Here is a 16,393-nt window from a genome sequence, read left to right on the forward strand (position 1 = left end):
GTTATCTTTAGCCTATACGGTCACTTCAATTTTATATGCAAAGAACATTACTCATTTGCCGCCATGCAGAGGCGTATGACCCTTATCCGCTGCAGCCAGACTTTGAGCGGGAGCTTACGCAGCACGGGCTGCACCAGGCGAACCAGACAGGGAAATGGCTGCGCGAAAATTTCGTTAAAATTGACTGCCTGCTGTCCAGCCCCGCCCCACGTGCCGGCCTTACGGCACGTACTATTGCCGCCCGTTTATACTTCGACGAGGAAGATATCACTTATAATCCGGATTTGTACAATGCGCGGGAGTCACAGCTGCTGAAAAGTATAGGTGAGCTGCCCGAGCATGTGAAGCAGGTGCTGCTGGTAGGCCATAACCCCGGCCTCACAAAACTGATTCGCGACCTGGCCGGGCAGCAGGTTAATTACCTGGAACCTGCTAATGTAGTGGCTGTTGCCCTGCCGCTTGAGAAGTGGGAAGGCATCCATCTGCAGACTGGGGTACTGCTGAAGCACAACATGGAGCAGATGCTGTAGCTATGCTTCAGGTACACCGATCATTTACCTATTTCGGAGTTATAGAGAAAATTGATAGCTTAGAGGCATGGCATATGCTACATTTGCGGTATGTGCCCTACTAAACAAACTTCATGGCAAAAACAAAGGTAGTGGCCGTTATCAACCAGAAAGGCGGCACTGGTAAAACAACTACAACCATAAACCTGGGCAGCGCGCTGAGCAAATCAGGCAAGAAAGTGCTGTTGCTTGACCTCGACCCACAGAGTAACCTGTCGTATTCGCTGGCGGTGGCCAGCCCCGACGCCACACTCGCGGAGGTTTTCCTTGGTAACAAAAGCGTGAATGATGTTATTGTAGAGAAGGACGGCCTTTGGATAGTGCCTGGCTCTAACGAGCTTGTGGATATTGAGATATCCCTTGTGACGCAGCCGGAGCGGGAGAAGTTTCTGAAGAACATACTGGCAGAAGTGAAGGACTTTGATTATGTGCTGATAGACTGCCCGCCGTCACTTTCCGTTCTGACTCTGAACGCCCTCACAGCAGCACAGGAGGTGCTCATTCCTTTGCAAATGGAGGTGCTCACGCTGCAGGGCCTCGACCAGATAATGAATACGGTGGAGAAAGTGAGAAAAACGCTGAACCCGAAACTAAAAATAAGAGGCATTGTTGTGGTGATGTATGATATACGCCGTAAGCTAAGCCAGGAGGTGCTGGAGTACCTGCAGGAGAACGTAAAGGAGAAGATCTTTAAAAACCATATCCGCATGAACGTGAAGCTGGCAGAGGCGCCATCTTTTGGAAAGAGTGTTCTCAACTACGACGCATCCTCCAACGGGGCAAAAGACTACCATGCGCTGGCAGCAGAATTCATGGAAGAATAACGCGTAAATCAACAAAAGTACCTGATTTTATTCATCATCTTTTTTCGTTAAATTGCACTTCAATTTGGAGCTCCTCTGCATTAGAAGAACACAAGCTTTAGGCCTGAGGCCGGCTTGATGCAGAACGAGTGAAACGATACCCATTCCAATCAAACGAATATGGCCTTAGGTAAAAACTTGAAGTTGAGCAAAGAAAAGCTCATCAGTGATGTGGAAGCCAGAGAAGAGAAGAACCCTGCTCCAAAATCAAGTGTAGAAAATGGCAAACTCACCAAACCAGCGCCAGATGCACCGGCTAAACCTGCCGCTGCCCCTGCCAAAGCACAGGCAGCTGGCAAGCCTGCTACGGCTACAGTGCCGGGCAGTGTGAATCCTAATGGCATCAAAGGAGATAAAAACGGCGGAAAAGCAAAAGGAGATAGTTCGCAGCAGGCTAAGTTGGCAAAGCTGGCGAATAACCCCGAGTACATCAGCGAGCAACTGAACAATGTGCTCTATGCCCTCGATGCATTTAAGAAAGGAGATATTTCTGTTCGCCTGACCAAGCAGAACGACGACCTGTTCGCCGAAATCGCCGAAGCCTACAACTCCATGGTGGAGATGATTGGCGGGGTAGGTGGTGAAGTATCCCGTATCTCCAAAGTGGCCGGTGTGGAAGGAAACCTGAAGGCCCGTGCCTCTGCCGAGAACGCCTCCGGTTTCTGGAAAGACATGATAAACAACATCAACGGTCTGGTAGATTCCATCGCGGTGCCGGTACTGGAGGTAGGCAAGGTGTTGAAAAACATCTCCAGAGGTAATCTCGATGAGACATTCCAGATTCCTGTTTCCGGTGACTTCAAGGTGATGGCCGAAACCATCAACCGCACCATCGATAACCTGAACCTGTTTGCAGGGGAGGTGACCCGTGTAGCGCTCGAAGTGGGTACCGAGGGTAAACTGGGTGGACAGGCTTCTGTGCCAAACGTGGCCGGTATCTGGAAGGATTTAACGGACAATGTAAACGTAATGGCCTCGAACCTGACAGCACAGGTGCGGGATATTGCCAACGTGGCTACTGCCGTAGCGAAAGGAAACCTGACGCAAAAAGTGTCGGTGGATGTACGCGGAGAGTTTGCGCAGCTGAAGGACAATGTGAACCAGATGGTGGACTCGCTCAACGTGTTTGCTGACGAGGTAACCCGTGTGGCGCGCGAGGTAGGTACGGAAGGTAAGCTGGGCGGTCAGGCGAAAGTGCCGAACGTAGGCGGAACCTGGAAAGACCTGACGGACAACGTAAACACCATGGCCAGCAACCTGACCTCTCAGGTGCGGGATATTGCCAATGTGGCGACTGCGGTGGCCAAAGGCGACCTGACCCAGAAGGTAACGGTGAACGTGAAGGGCGAGATTGCCGATCTGAAGGATATTATCAATCAGATGGTGGAATCGCTGAACGTGTTTGCCGGGGAAGTAACCCGCGTGACCCGCGAAGTAGGTACCGAAGGTAAACTGGGCGGACAGGCCAACGTGCCGCGTGTGGGTGGGGTATGGAAGGAGTTGACGGACAACGTGAACACCATGACCAGCAACCTGACCTTCCAGATGCGCGATATTGCCAACGTAGCAACTGCGGTGGCAAAAGGCGATTTGAGCCAAAAGATTACGGTGGATGTGAAAGGCGAGATTGCGCAGCTGAAAGACATCTTAAATGAAATGGTAGACCAGCTGAACGTGTTTGGCGCGGAAGTAACCCGTGTGGCACGTGAAGTGGGTACTGAAGGTATATTAGGAGGCCAAGCCAATGTGCCGCGCGTAGCGGGTATCTGGAAAGACCTGGCTGACAACGTAAACACGATGGCCAGCAACCTAACCTCACAGGTGCGGGACATTGCCAATGTGGCGACTGCCGTAGCCAAAGGAGATTTGAGCCAGAAGATCACGGTAAACGTGAAAGGCGAGATGGCTGAGCTGAAGGTAAACGTGAACCAGATGGTAGACTCCCTGAACGTGTTTGCCGATGAGGTAACGCGTGTGGCCCGTGAGGTGGGTACCGAAGGTAAGCTAGGCGGCCAGGCCAATGTGCCAAGAGTAGGCGGCACCTGGAAAGACCTGACGGAGAATGTAAACACCATGGCCTCGAACCTTACTTCGCAGGTACGCGACATTGCGAATGTAGCGACTGCGGTGGCCAAAGGCGACCTGACCCAGAAGGTGTCAGTGGACGTAAAAGGGGAGCTTGGAGAGCTGAAAGAGAACATCAACCAAATGGTGGACTCCCTCAATATATTCGGTGACGAGGTAACGCGTGTGGCCCGAGAAGTGGGTACAGAGGGTAAACTCGGCGGCCAGGCCAACGTGCCGAACGTTGGTGGAACCTGGAAAGACCTGACAGACAACGTGAACTCTATGGCTTCAAACCTGACTTCTCAGGTGCGCGACATTGCCAAAGTAGCGACTGCGGTGGCGAAAGGTGACCTGACCCAGAAGGTATCCGTGGAAGCCCGTGGTGAGATCCTGGACCTGAAGGAGAACCTGAACCAGATGGTGGACTCGCTCAACGTGTTTGCTGACGAGGTAACGCGTGTGGCCCGTGAGGTGGGTACCGAAGGTAAACTGGGTGGCCAGGCCAATGTGCCGAAGGTACGAGGAACCTGGAAAGAACTAACAGACAATGTAAACACCATGGCCAGCAATCTGACTTCTCAGGTGCGCGACATCGCCAAAGTATCTACTGCTGTGGCGAAAGGTGACCTGACGCAGAAAGTGTCGGTGGATGTGAAGGGAGAGATGGCTGAGCTGAAGGAGAACATCAACCGAATGGTGGATTCCCTGAACATTTTTGCCGGGGAGGTAACGCGTGTGGCCCTGGAAGTGGGTACGGAGGGTAAACTAGGTGGCCAGGCCAACGTGCCAAACGTAGCCGGTGTCTGGAAAGACCTGACCGATAATGTAAACACCATGGCCAGCAACCTGACAACTCAAGTGCGCGGTATTGTGCAGGTAGTAACGGCCGTATCAAAAGGAGACCTGACCAGAAAGCTGACACTGGAAGCCAAAGGAGAGGTAGCCGATCTGGCAGAAACGATTAATACCATGGTGGTGGACCTGAACCGACTGGCCGGTGAGGTAAGCCGCGTGGCCAGGGTAGCCGGTGTGGAAGGAAAACTGACAGAACGCGCCACCCTACAAGGTGTGGGCGGTAGCTGGAAAGAACTCGTAGACACCGTAAACGACTTGCTGGAGTCCATTGTAACGCCTATGTTGGATGTATCTCGTGTGGTACGCGCTATCTCCGAAGGAGACCTGACGCAGAAAGTGGAGGCACACACAGCCGGTGACATTCTGGATACAGCCAATGCCCTGAACTTAGCAGTAGAAAACCTAAATACCCTGCTCGGCGAAATCAATGATTCGTCGCTGATAGTAGGAAGTTCTTCTGAGGAAATGGCTGGCAAAGGACTGGAAATGAACAAAGTAACGCTGGATGTGGCCCTTGCCATGCAACAAATGGCGGAAGGTGCCCAGAACCAAGCCCTCAAAACTGACCAGGCCTTCAAATTGATCGAAGAGATCATGAAAACGACCAAAGACACTGCCAATAGGGCAGAGGTTGTAAACAAGTCGGCCTTACTTGGTGAGGAAAATTCTCAAATTGGTTTGAAGACGGTGGCTGAAGTGGTGAAGAACATGGAAGAAATCTCCAGCTCTGCCGCCCTGACGGCCAAAACAATTGAAGTATTGAGCACCCGCTCCCAAGAAATATCAAAGTCACTTGGAGTCATCACAGACATTGCGGCGCAGACAAACCTACTCGCCCTGAATGCTGCCATTGAGGCGGCTCGGGCCGGCGATGCAGGCCGTGGGTTTGCCGTGGTAGCCGAAGAAATAAGGAAGCTGGCCGAAGGATCACGCAAATCTGCGAGTGAAATTGCCACGCTCGTAGAGGATGTGAAAAAAGACACGGCCTCGGCTGCTACCGCCATCTCTACTATGGAGGGTAGGGTGTCGAAAGGAAAGAACGCCACCTTCGAGGCGTCCGGCGCTTTCAAAAACATTGCTGCCTCTAGTGGCGAAACGCTGCGCACAGCCCAGGACATCTTAACGGCAACGGAAATACAGAAATCTTCTATCGGGGACGTGGTGAAGTATGTGGAGGAAGTGGTGGCCATCGCAGAACAAACAGCATCCGGCACACAGCAGGTAGCCAGCACAGCCAAACAACTGTCAGGCTCCATGCAGGAACTTACCTCATCTTCCCAGAACCTAAACGACATTGCCGCAGACCTTCAGATTAGTATCTCTGCCTTTAAGTTGATTGATGGTAACCTGGTATTTAACAGTGGCAAGGTCCGCCGCCTGACTTCTATACCTGTGCCGCAAAAAATTGAGAAGGCTACTACCGGCAATAACAGGCTGGCAATAGGTTCCAGAAGAAGCGGAGCTGGTAACTCGGGAGAAAAAAGAACGAAGTAATGGCGAAGCAAACCCAAACTGCTGATAAAACAGCGGAAAAGCCGGCAGAAAACGACAAAGCCGCTGCAATGGATGCGCCTGCTGCAGAAGGAAAGAAAGCAGCTGAGCCACAGCCCGTGAAGGAGGAAATGGTACACCTCATCGTGTTTAAACTTGGGGCGGAATATTACGCTATCAAGATTGAGCAGGTAAAAGAGGTGAACATTACACCAGCGACCACCCGAATGCCACGGACACCACACTTTGTGAAAGGAGTGGCGAACATTCGCGGGGATATTATCGCTATTATTGACCTGGAGGATCGCTTCAACATTAGGCCTGCTCCTTTGCTGGACGGTCTGAACCCTGACCTCACCTATACCCTCGTGATAGAGGCGAAAGGTTATAGTATAGGAGTAACAGTAAAAGAGATGCCACAGTCGTTGAACCTTCCGATATCGAAAATTGATAAGGCGCCTTCTTTTCTGCAGGATGTGAATATCAGCGAAAACTTTATAGAAGGGCTAGCCAGAACAGGTGATCGCCTGATCATAGTGCTGGACATGCATAAAATACTGACACAGGATGAAGTCAGGGAACTCCCCGGGTAAGGGAAGCATAAATTTTAAAACCTATACTTGAATTAAGTATGAAAAGAATATTAATAGTAGATGACTCCTTCTATATGCGCACCTTGTTAAAAAACATGCTGTCGGATGCGGGTTACGAGGTAGTGGGGGAGGCGCCGAATGGACAAACGGCGCTGGAACTGGCGAAGGAAACAAAACCTGACCTGATTACGCTGGATGTTATTCTGCCAGACAACACTGGCCTGGATGTGCTGAAAGGCATAAAAGCAGAGCAACCTGATATGAAAGTAATCATTGTGAGTGCTGTAGGACAGGAGGTAATCGTGAATGAGGCGATGGAGTATGGGGCAAAATCTTATATTGTGAAGCCGTTTTCAGAAGAAAAAGTGCTGGAAGTGGTGAGCAAGGTTTTGGCGGAAGACTAACAGCTTTATGTTAACCTCAGATTTGAAAAGAAAAGCCTTGAACGGAGATACCATATAAGGGCAAAGTTATTCTATACATCGCCTTTTGCCAGTAAGTGGCAAAAACACAGTGCCACCTGTTTTGGGTATAAGCCCGGGCAGGGATGTGGCAGACAGTATCAGGTCAGCGCAACTGACAGCGTAGCATGAAATCGAGAGAACAAGAGTATAAAGAAATATTTATTGCCGAGGCGCTGGAGTATTTCGATGCTCTGAACAGGCATATCAGTACCCTTGAAAAACAGCCGGACGACGAACAAACGCTGGCTGAAATATTCCGTCTGCTGCATAATATGAAAGCCAATTCCAAGGCGATCGGCTATCTTCAGATCTCTGATGTGTCGCATAAACTGGAGACAGCTTTCAGCCTGATCCGAAACAAAGAACTGGCATTTAGTGATGAAGTGGTCACGGTGCTTTTCGATGGGATCGACCTGTTGGGCGAACTCATCACAAACATCGACAGTAATCAGGAGGCAGAACCGGACCCTGTGCTGCTGCGCAACCTCGACATTATTGTCGAAAATCTGTCTGACAGTGCCATTGAACTGGCAAAAGTACAGAAGTACAACACGTCCAAGAATCTGTCGCTGTCGGACCTGGTGTACATCCAGATAAAGAAACTGGACCACCTGATGAACTTGGTGGGAGAGCTGATGATTGACCGTGACCGTATCCTCTCCATCAGCAAGGACATGGGCAATGAGGAGCTGAAAACAGTCAGTTCGCACCTGTACCGCATCACGGAAGACCTGCAGTACAGCGTGATGGATGCGCGGCTGGTAAACATCGGCTCGCTTTTTAACAAGTTTCCGCGCATTGTGCGCGACATTGCAGCAGCAGAGAAAAAAGAGGTGGATCTGGAATTGATTGGCCAGGATATACAGATTGATCGTAATATCCTGCAGATAATGACGGACTCGTTGCTGCACCTGGTCCGGAATGCGGTAACGCACGGGCTGGAGACACCGGCGGAACGCGAGAAGAAAGAGAAACCACGTATGGGGCACCTGACCCTGAGCGCAAAGAGCGATCGGGAAAACGTGCTGATTGAACTCGCTGACGACGGCAAAGGCATGGACTTTAAGCTGATTAAGCGCACTGCTGTGGAGCGGCACCTTATTACGGCCGATGCAGCCGAAGGACTAACGGAAGCAGAAGTACTGTCGTTCCTCTTTGAGCCGGGTTTTTCTACAGCCAAAGAAGTAACGGAGTTTTCAGGCCGCGGTGTGGGGCTGGATGTGGTAAAAAATGCGATAGACTCCATTGGTGGGCGGCTGATGGTAAAATCAGAAAAAGGAAAAGGCACTACCTTCTCCATGCAACTGCCAACATCCATTGCGGTGAAGGGAGCGCTGCTGTTCGAGGTAGATGAGATATTCTATGCCATTCCGCTCATACACACAGAGCAGGTAATTGCCCTGGACAAAGATGAGTTGCATGAGGTAGGCGATGTAATGATTGCTGACCTGAAAGGAGAGGCTATCACGGTGGTATACCTGCACGAGTTGCTGAATACTGATGAACACCAGATGCGTCTGGGTGATAAAAGCAGGTTGAAAGGGCAGGTGCAGAACATTGTGGTTGTTTCTTACAATAATAGGAAAATTGGTTTAATTGTAGATAAATTATACAGGCAGCAGGATATTGTGGTAAAGCCCATGAGCAAGCCACTCGACCGGATTGACTTGTATGGTGGAGTTACCCTGCTGGGAACAGGTAAAGTGTGCCTGGTGCTGGATGTGCCCGCCACCACACGCTATTTTATGAACAGGCGGCAGGCACAGGAGCATGTTTGAAATTATTTTCCGGGCTGCGAAGATTAAACTCTGAGCATGCTCAAAAGGCAGGGAAGCTAAAAATACTAAGGCGATAACATGATGACGGAACCTCATATAACAGAGTTAGAGAGAGACATAATCAAGGAGATCCTGAATATCGGGCTGGCCCGTGCCGCAGATTCTTTTGCAGCCATCGCTAAAGACAGGGTGCTGCTGAAGGTTCCTGATATCACGCTGATAGAGGTAAAGGAACTCCTGAACCTGGTGGCAAAGTATGAGGACACCCACATTATCATTCAGTCGGATGTAAAGGGGGAGTTCAACGGAGCCACCCTGATGCTCTTTTCAGATGACCACATTGTCCGGCTTTCCGAGATTTGCCTCAGTATGCTGGAGGTGCAGAAAGGGGAACTGACAGTGATGCAGGAGTCGCTGCTACTGGAGATAAGCAACATCATCACGGGCGCCCTTGTCACGCAGCTGGCCAACATCCTCAAAGCCAATATCTACGGGTCGCCGCCTAAAGCCCCTAAAAGCCACATCGCCGACTCACTCAAAGGCATACTGGTGCAGCACCCGCTGTTTCAGCCACTTGTTTTCACGGTGATTACACAATTTACCCATAACTCTAAAAGCGTGGAGTTGCCGCTGCTTTTGTTCTTTGATACCAACACACTGCTTAAAATGCTGGATACTATTCGCGCCTTCGAGCTTGGTAAAAACAATTTAACGGAAACCGATTAAGGGGATTAGCAGTAAGTGTAGCTAAAAATTAAGCTATACCTTACCCTTTGCATGCCAGAAAAAAAGCAGAATCTGAGCCGCTATGAGATTATCGGTTACATACTTATTACAGCTGGTGCCATCGTACTGATATGGGGAACCATCAAATTCAACCTTGTACATGAACTGTATGCCGAAACCGGCGAAAGGGAAGGGGGCACGTTTGGGGAGTATGGCGAGTTTATAGGTGGTATTGTCGGTTCACTATGGGCGCTGGCCGGGGTATTCCTTTTCTTTGCCACCCTCACCTATCAAAAGCGGGAGTTTGAACTGCAGCGCTTCGAGTTGCACAAGACTCAGAAGATATTCCAGCAGCAGAACTTCTCTACGCTCTACATTAGCTTCATTAACAAGCACAACGATATCATCGACTCCCTTACCGCTTATGACATCAACAAGAGCGAGCGGAGAGGCACCAACTTTTTCGTCTTCTTTCAGGAGAAGGTGCAGTCCTCATTCATACAGAAAGTACGGGACCTGCAGCCTCAGGATAGAACGGAGGAAGCGCTGTTAAGCATTTTCCGCGATTATTTCACCTACCACTTCTCCTTTTACCAGAACAGCCTGGACCCTTACCTCAAAAACCTAAGTGTGCTGTTTAAGCTCATTCAACGCTACCGTTCTGAAACGCATGACAAGGGTGAATACTATAGTTTTATCACCAAAGCGAGCTTTACGCAGTCGGAGCTGTTCCTGATTTACCACGTGGCGCAGTTTAACCTGCTGAAGGAGTTTAATGCCTTTGATGATGCCTTTGATGTTTTTGAGGACTTGGTGGAGGAGTATAAAGTTGACACCATCATTAAGAAAGAGCAGCACACGGCATAGTCGGGTCTGTAGTAGCACAGCAAGAGTGAGGTGCTAAAGCTATTACCTGACTTGTTTGGTACGTTTTCAGTCCCAGCGGGACGTTCTGTTGCTAGAAATCAATCCGGGTAATACTCAAGCTCCAGTAGAGCGATCTGTTTGGGATATTTTTATAGGTCGCTCTTTTGGAGCTAAAAGCATCCGGTACTATCAGCCTATCAGCAGGTCGCCCCGCCGGGGCTGTTGGAGGATAGCGGCTAATAAACAAGGTAAATAATTAACACATTGGCCCCCAATGCAGTATATGTTTGTACTGATGTTTCACTTTTGATACTAGCGGCAGATTTCGTTTTTTTGCCTTGATTTCAATATTCAACCTTTCATACCCATTGATGAACGCTTTAGGCAGACATATTTTAGTTGAGTTTTACGATTGCTCTCCTGAGCTGATGAACGATGTTATTCATATTGAGAACAGCATGGTAGCCGCTGCCGAAACAGCCGGAGCCACCGTCATCAACAGTACATTTCACCATTTCTCGCCCTATGGCGTTTCCGGGGTGGTGGTGATACAGGAAAGCCATCTGGCCATTCATACCTGGCCAGAGTATGGGTATGCCGCCGTAGACCTGTTCACCTGTGGCGACTCCGTTGACCCCTGGGTATCCTATAATTTTCTGAAAGATGCCTTCGAAGCAGGCCATGGCTCTTCAATGGAGCTGCGCCGCGGCCAACTAAGCCTGCTGAAGCGCAACGATTTTAACCTGGATAGCCTGCGCGATGTGGAGCCGAAGTCCATTGAGGCAGATGGCACCATTACCCGAGATGTATGGTTCACGGAGCGCGACGAGAACATTGCGCTGTCGCTGAAGCACTCTGGTAAGCAGCTCTACAAGAAAGACTCGCCTTACCAGCGCGTGGAAATATATGAAACATTGGCATACGGCAACATGCTCACGCTGGACGGCATGGTGATGTGCACGCAGAAAGACGAGTACGTGTACCATGAGATGATCACACACGTGCCGATGTTCAGCCATACCAAAGCAAAGCGTGCACTAGTAATAGGCGGTGGTGACGGTGGTACGGTGCGTGAACTGCTGCGCCACAAACAACTGGAAGAAGTGACGCTAGTGGAAATTGACGAACTGGTGATAGAAGCCTGCAAACTGCACCTGCCGGAAACAGCCATTGCATTTGATAACCCGCGCCTGAACCTGCTGGTGGAAGATGGCATAAAGTATATCAACGAGTGCGAAGACGGCCGTTACGACCTCATCATTGTGGACTCTGCAGACCCGGTTGGGCCGGGAGAGGGCTTGTTTACCGCTGAGTTCTACAGCCAGGTACACCGCTGCCTTACTTCGGATGGCGTGATGGTGACGCAGTCGGAGTCGCCGCGCTTTAACAGTGGCGTGTTCGTAGAAATTTACGATACTTACAAGCAGATTTTCGGGCAGGACAAGGTGCATTGTTACCTAGCAGCCATTCCTACCTATCCAACGGGCACTTGGAGCTTCTCCTATTCATCGAAAGGAGAGTCGCACCCGTTACGTTTCAATATGGAGGCAGCTGGCAGGTTTTCTCAGGAGCAAGGTCTGCAATACTATAATGAGGCCATTCATACCGCAGCCTTTGCGCTTCCAAATTTTGTAAAGGAGCTGCTGGTAAATAAATCAGACAATACAATTCAAGAATACTCTGCAGAACCAACAAATGAATAGCAAAGAGCAAAAAATAGCCAACTTCGATCCAAACGGTGTCGGTGATAGCAGCGGAGGTCTTTTTGGCCTGCCCTTCACAATAGAAGAATCTGAAGTAGTGATTATCCCCACACCCTGGGAAGTAACTGTTTCCTACAGTGCCGGTACCGCGCAGGGGCCGCAGGCTGTAAAAGATGCCTCGCCGCAGCTGGATTTGTATGAGCCGCACATCAAAGATGCCTGGAAACTGGGTATTGCCATGGAGGAAGTCTCTGAAGAATGGGCCGCCACCAGTGAGGTGCTGCGTGGTAAGGCAGAGGCTTACATCAACTGGCTGGAGGCCGGAAGTCCAGAGGTTGGCAGAGCGCAGTTCGAAAACCTGCCAGCTGAAGTAACACAGAAGGGAGAAGAGTTTTTGCAGTGGCTGAAACAAAAATCCCTGGACTACCTGGAGCAGGGCAAGCTGGTAGGCGTTTTGGGCGGTGACCATAGTACTCCGCTGGGCCTGATGCATGCGCTGGCAGAAAAACACGAAGATTATGGCATCCTGCAAATAGACGCGCACGCCGACTTGCGGGATGCTTACGAAGGATTTGAGTATTCTCATGCTTCCATCATGTTCAACGCCCTGAAGCTTCCGCAGGTAAAGAAACTGGTGCAAGTAGGCATACGGGACTTGGCGCAGTCTGAGGCGGAGATGGCCGAGCAGTCAAACGGACGCATCACCATCTTCTACGATGCTAAACTGAAGGAGAAACTATTTGAAGGCGACAGCTGGAAGAAAGAGTGCAAGAAAATCATCGCGCAGCTGCCGCAGAAAGTATACATCAGTTTTGATATTGATGGGCTTGATCCCAAACTGTGCCCCGGAACCGGTACGCCGGTGCCAGGTGGTTTGGAGTTTGAGCAGGCGATGTTCCTTGTAAAGCAGCTGGTGAAGTCAGGTCGTGAGATCATCGGGTTTGACCTTTGTGAAGTAGCACCCGGCGACAGCGAGTGGAACGGCAACGTGGGTGCCCGCGTGCTGCTGAAGCTATGCAACCTGATGGCCGCATCGCAGAAGCGCCTAGAAGCGCAGTTCTAGCAAGCAGAATAGCAGGACTGGTAACGGCTAAGATTGTGGTTATTGCATAGTAAGCCCAATCAAGAAGTAATAGCTATAAACCCTCTCAAAGCACTGTGCCTTGAGAGGGTTTTCTTTTTGTACATCACCGAAAGAATAAAACAGAAGCTATCTTTATGTGAATTGCACCGTAAGCAAAACACAGAATTAACAAAAAAACATATTTAATAAAGATCTATGGGATTGATAATAAAACTTTTAATTGTTGTGGCTGCAGCCTTGTTTTCATCTTACCTGTTGCCTGGCGTTCATATAACAGGCTTCTTATCGGCAGTACTGTTAGCCATTGTGCTTGCGGTGCTGAACACGATTGTGAAGCCAATACTGATATTCCTGACCATTCCGGTTACTATTTTAACCCTTGGCTTGTTTCTGCTGGTCATCAATGCACTGATTATTTTACTTGCTGGTGTTATTGTGCCGGGTTTCACCGTAGACGGGTTTTGGTGGGCGCTATTATTTAGCCTGGTGATGTCTATCACAGCCGCCGTAATGGATATGATATTTGCCCGCTCATAAGATTCGAAACACATTATAAAAGAAGCGGGGCCAGCATTTATGCTGGCCCCGCTTCTTTTATTTTATTATAAAATGAGTTTACTTCTTTTGCATCCACTCCTCACAAGCGTCAGCACATTCCTTGCAGGCGTCAGCGCACTTCTGGCAGTGGTCATGGTCATGCTTGCGGCACTCTGCTTCACATTGGCGGCAAATCTCAACGCACTCCCGCATCACATGTTTGGCATGTTCGGAGTTACGGGCCACAAAGCGGGCAGTTAAAAGACAGATGTCAGCACAGTCGCGGTCCAGCATAATACAACGGGCCATCATTTTCACGTTGTCTTCCTGCAGGCACAAAGTGGCGCAGGTTTCACAGGCTGTCATGCATTTTACAAGTACGTGCTCCAGGTTGTTTGTTATCTCTGATTTCATAGTTATAGGTTTATTTTTGTGTGTATTGTTGCTTTAAGATACGGGTGCAGGAGAGCATGGTTGTTTTATGGTATCCTGTTGAGCCGCTGAACCTGCAGATGCAGGAAATTATAATTATCTTTGTAATTTAGAGAGAAGCTGATGTAAGGCTTTAGGAGATAAACACATGGTAACGATAAGAGAGGCGAGGGAAGCCCTGAAACTATATTTTGGCTACGAGCAATTCCGGCCGATGCAGGAAAAGATCATCTCCGACTTGCTGCAGAAAAAGGACGTGGTGGTGCTAATGCCTACAGGTGGAGGAAAGTCAGTGTGTTACCAGGTGCCCGCCGTGGTGCAGCCGGGCATATGCGTGGTTATATCACCTTTAATAGCCCTGATGAAAGACCAGGTGGAGGCGCTGCTGGCAAACGGCATTCCTGCTGCTTACATCAACAGTTCCCAAAACGCTGATCAGCAGTATCAGATTGAAAACCAATGCTTAGAAGGCAAGCTGAAGCTGTTGTATGTGTCGCCTGAGAAACTCCTTTCTTCTGGTTTCCTGTCGTTTTTGAGCCGGGTAAAAGTATCGCTGTTTGCCGTAGACGAGGCGCACTGTATCTCCTCCTGGGGCCATGATTTCCGGCCAGAGTATACCCAGCTTAAAGCCCTGAAGCAGCAGTTCCCGGACATACCTGTAGTGGCACTGACAGCCACAGCCGACAGACTTACCCAAAAAGATATTCAGGAGCAGCTGTACCTGCAGGACCCGGAGGTATTTGTCGCCTCCTTCGACAGGCCGAACATTAACCTGATGGTGAAGCCCGGGCGGGACCGCTTTAATAAGATAACGGAGTTTATCAGTAACAGACCCAAGCAACCGGGCATTATCTACTGCCTTAGCCGGAAGGGGACAGAGTCGATGGCAAAAAAGCTGAAGCAGAATGGCTTTAACGCCACATTTTACCATGCCGGTTTGTCGGCACCACTGCGGGCGAAGGCACAGGAGGCTTTCCTGAAGGACGACGTGCAGATTGTATGCGCCACCGTAGCGTTTGGTATGGGTATCGACAAGTCGAATGTGCGGTGGGTGATTCATTATAACCTGCCAAAGAACATAGAAGGATATTACCAGGAGATTGGCCGTGCCGGGCGTGATGGCGCCAAAGCGGATGCCCTGCTGTTTTACTCTTTCGCGGATGTGATGAACATGCGCAACATGCTGCAGGAAAACGAAACGGACAAGAAGCAAACTGAGCTGCAGCTGGTGAAGCTGGAGCGTATGCAGCAGTTTGCTGAAGCCGCCGCCTGTCGCCGCCGCATCCTGCTGCAGTATTTCGGGGAGACGATGCAGAAAGACTGCGGCAACTGCGACATCTGCCGGAATCCGCCCACCACATTTGATGGAACGCAACTGGTGCAGAAAGCGCTCTCGGCCATTGCCCGCACCCAGGAGCGCGCCAATATGGGCCTGCTGGTAGATGTACTGCGCGGTGCACGCAACAGCCAGGTAATACAATCCGGCTTTGACAAAATTAAGACCTATGGTGCCGGCCGCGATGTAAACACGCTGGACTGGCACCGCTACCTGCACCAGATGCTGAATAGCGGGCTGGTGGAAATGGCCTATGACCAGGGTTATACCCTGAAGCTGACAGAGCAAAGCCGTGAAGTGCTCTTCGACGGAAAGCAGGTAAAGCTGGTGAAGTTTGAAGAGGTGAAGCAGGCAGAGGAAGCAGCAGCCGCCAAACCGCGTCCGAAGCGGGAGCTGATTAAAGATGCTCTTTTCGAGCGACTGCGTGCGCTAAGAAAGCGACTGGCAGATGAAATGGGTGTTCCGCCCTATGTTGTCTTTACCGATAATACCCTGCAGGAGATGGCAGCTGAAAGGCCAACCAATAGAATCTCGATGCTAGCCATTTCTGGGGTAGGAGCGCAAAAGTACGATCGGTTCGGAGACACTTTCATCACCGCAATCATCGACTTCATAAACGAGGAGCAGGCAAAGGGCACAAAGATGAAAGGTGCCACGCACCTCGCCACCTTTGAACTGTTGCAGCAGGGGAAAACAATAGAGCAGATTTCGAAGGAGCGCAGCCTGAACCCAGTAACCATTTATTCTCACCTGGCCACACTCTACGAGCAAGGGTATCATGTAAACGTGTCGAAGTATGTCACGAAGCCAGAATACCAGGCCATCGCTATCGCCATTGCCAAGCACGGCACAGAGGCGAAGCTAAAGGATTTGTATGAGGCGCTTGGCGAACAGTACGAGTACTATAAAATTAGGCTTGCCGTCTCTATTTACAAAAAACAGAATAGTTGGGCATAAAAGCAATTCTAAATATACCCACAAAAAACAGGAAAGGCTGCTCAACACTGGCAGCCTTTCCTGTTTAAGAT

13 protein-coding genes are annotated in these 16,393 nt (G+C 50.0%); 12 read left to right on the forward strand and 1 reads right to left on the reverse strand.

The genetic code is table 11. The features are described 5' to 3' along the window. Positions 1-35 precede the first annotated feature (35 nt). The 11 genes from E1919_RS06715 (at position 36) to E1919_RS06765 (ending at position 13,597) form a co-directional block, all read left to right on the forward strand. The gene (locus E1919_RS06715) at positions 36-530 is read left to right on the forward strand and encodes a SixA phosphatase family protein (RefSeq protein WP_162052585.1); all 495 of its coding nucleotides are present in this window, start codon (positions 36-38) and stop codon (positions 528-530) included. Between the two features lie 113 nt (positions 531-643). Continuing rightward, entirely contained in the window at positions 644-1,393 is a 750-nt protein-coding gene (locus E1919_RS06720; protein WP_162052586.1) for a ParA family protein, read from the forward strand. 177 nt (positions 1,394-1,570) lie between these two features. After that, positions 1,571-5,848: a HAMP domain-containing protein gene (locus tag E1919_RS06725; RefSeq protein WP_237144065.1), complete on the forward strand. Its 4,278-nt coding sequence runs from the start codon at positions 1,571-1,573 to the stop codon at positions 5,846-5,848. Beyond that, positions 5,848-6,438 carry a chemotaxis protein CheW gene (locus E1919_RS06730; protein ID WP_162052588.1) on the forward strand — a complete coding sequence of 197 codons (591 nt, stop codon included), beginning with the start codon at positions 5,848-5,850 and terminating at the stop codon, positions 6,436-6,438. Before E1919_RS06725 ends, E1919_RS06730 begins: the two co-directional genes overlap by 1 nt. A 38-nt stretch (positions 6,439-6,476) precedes the next feature. Then, positions 6,477-6,842, forward strand: coding sequence for a response regulator (locus E1919_RS06735; RefSeq protein ID WP_115566462.1), 366 nt, complete (start codon positions 6,477-6,479; stop codon positions 6,840-6,842). A gap of 185 nt (positions 6,843-7,027) precedes the next feature. Beyond that, complete coding sequence (locus E1919_RS06740) at positions 7,028-8,680, forward strand: chemotaxis protein CheA (protein WP_162052589.1); 1,653 nt, start codon at positions 7,028-7,030, stop codon at positions 8,678-8,680. 78 nt (positions 8,681-8,758) lie between these two features. Next, a complete protein-coding gene (locus tag E1919_RS06745; RefSeq protein WP_237144066.1) occupies positions 8,759-9,406 on the forward strand; it encodes a chemotaxis protein CheC in 648 nt (215 codons plus the stop codon). Between the two features lie 51 nt (positions 9,407-9,457). Beyond that, complete coding sequence (locus E1919_RS06750) at positions 9,458-10,273, forward strand: putative phage abortive infection protein (RefSeq protein WP_162052590.1); 816 nt, start codon at positions 9,458-9,460, stop codon at positions 10,271-10,273. Positions 10,274-10,644: 371 nt separating this feature from the next. Beyond that, positions 10,645-11,976, forward strand: a complete 1,332-nt coding sequence (gene speE, locus E1919_RS06755) for a polyamine aminopropyltransferase (RefSeq protein WP_162052591.1) — start codon at positions 10,645-10,647, stop codon at positions 11,974-11,976. Continuing rightward, positions 11,969-13,039 carry an agmatinase family protein gene (locus tag E1919_RS06760; protein ID WP_162052592.1) on the forward strand — a complete coding sequence of 357 codons (1,071 nt, stop codon included), beginning with the start codon at positions 11,969-11,971 and terminating at the stop codon, positions 13,037-13,039. Before speE ends, E1919_RS06760 begins: the two co-directional genes overlap by 8 nt. 216 nt (positions 13,040-13,255) lie before the next feature. Next, entirely contained in the window at positions 13,256-13,597 is a 342-nt protein-coding gene (locus tag E1919_RS06765; RefSeq protein WP_162052593.1) for a phage holin family protein, read from the forward strand. Positions 13,598-13,675: 78 nt separating this feature from the next. On the opposite strand, the gene E1919_RS06770 is transcribed toward E1919_RS06765, so the two are convergent. Then, on the reverse strand, positions 13,676-14,011 hold the full coding sequence (locus tag E1919_RS06770) for a four-helix bundle copper-binding protein (protein WP_162052594.1): 336 nt from the start codon (positions 14,009-14,011) through the stop codon (positions 13,676-13,678). 166 nt (positions 14,012-14,177) lie between these two features. Here E1919_RS06770 and recQ point away from each other — a divergent pair, with 166 nt between their 5' ends. Beyond that, positions 14,178-16,322, forward strand: coding sequence for a DNA helicase RecQ (gene recQ / locus E1919_RS06775; RefSeq protein ID WP_162052595.1), 2,145 nt, complete (start codon positions 14,178-14,180; stop codon positions 16,320-16,322). Positions 16,323-16,393: the final 71 nt, after the last annotated feature.

The sequence above is a fragment of the Pontibacter pamirensis genome, from assembly GCF_010015475.1.
Lineage (GTDB): Bacteria > Bacteroidota > Bacteroidia > Cytophagales > Hymenobacteraceae > Pontibacter > Pontibacter pamirensis.